This is a genomic window from Pseudomonas sp. Ant30-3, assembly GCF_000690905.1.
In the GTDB taxonomy this organism is placed as follows: Bacteria; Pseudomonadota; Gammaproteobacteria; order Pseudomonadales; family Pseudomonadaceae; genus Aquipseudomonas.
The window spans coordinates 1-1,080 of record NZ_JMCL01000217.1; the positions used below are offsets into that span (position 1 = coordinate 1).

At 65.0% G+C, this 1,080-nt stretch carries 2 protein-coding genes; both read right to left on the minus strand.

The genetic code is table 11. The features are described 5' to 3' along the window. On the minus strand, window positions 1–779 hold a 779-nt coding region (locus tag DU29_RS0128905), incomplete at its 3' end, for an aldehyde dehydrogenase family protein (protein ID WP_028624804.1). 34 nt (window positions 780–813) lie between these two features. After that, window positions 814–1,080, minus strand: a 267-nt coding sequence (locus tag DU29_RS0128910) for a VOC family protein (RefSeq protein ID WP_028624805.1), incomplete at its 5' end; no start/stop codon positions are given.

Consider the following 1,080-nt stretch of genomic DNA (forward strand, 5'->3'; position numbering starts at 1 on the left):
GCGTTCTTGCCGCCCAGCTCCAGCGACACCTGACGCACGCCCTTGGCGGCGGCGCGCATGATGGTTTCGCCGGTGCCGGTCTCGCCGGTGAAGGTGTAGGCGTCGACATCCGGGTGGGCGGTGAGGAAGGCGCCGGCCGAGTTGCCGCCGAAGCCATGCACCACGTTGTACACGCCAGCCGGCACGCCGGCGGCGTTCATCACTTCACCGAGCAGAGCGGTGGTGGTCGGCGTCTCTTCCGAGGGTTTGACCACCACGGTGTTGCCGCAGGCCAGGGCCGGGCCGACCTTCCAGGTCATCAGCAGCAGCGGCAGGTTCCACGGGCTGATCACCCCGATCACGCCCTTGGGCCGGCGCACGCCGTAGTTGAGCGCGCCGGTGCCGTCCGGGGTGGCCATCTCGAAGGCCTCGGTGGGCACGTTCTTCACCAGGTCGGCGAACACCGAGAAGTTGGCCGCGCCGCGCGGGATGTCGATGTGGCTGGCCAGGGATTTGGGTTTGCCGGTGTCCAGGCACTCGGCCTCGAGAAACTCGTCGAAGCGCGCGCTGATGCCGGCGGCGACGCGATGCAGGATCTCGGTGCGCTCGGCCACCGTCATCCTGCCCCAGGGGCCCTTGAGCGCGGCGCGGGCGGCCTTGACCGCGGCGTCGACCTCGGCTTCGCCGGCTTCGTGGATCTTGGCGATCACCTGGCCGTTGGCCGGGTTGACGTTATCGAACAGCTTGCCGCTGGCCGATTCGACGTATTCGCCGTTAATGAAATGCTTGATTTCTTTCATCTGCGCAATCTCTGCAATAAGTCGAACCGGGCCTTCAGGTCAGCACGGTCATGAATCGTTCGTTGAGAATGCGGTCGTGGTAAAAGATCGCCTTGCCCAGTTGGTCGGCGGTCCAGGTCACCGGTTTGTGGTCCGGGTAGTTGTAATCTCCACCGCAGAACACTTCGTTGCGGTTACCGGACGGGTCGAAGAAGTAGATGGTCTTGCCGTGGGTCAGACCGTGACGGGTCGGGCCGATATCGATCGAGGTGTCGGTCATGGAGATCAGGTCGGCGGCGCGAAGCACGTCTTCCCAGGTTTC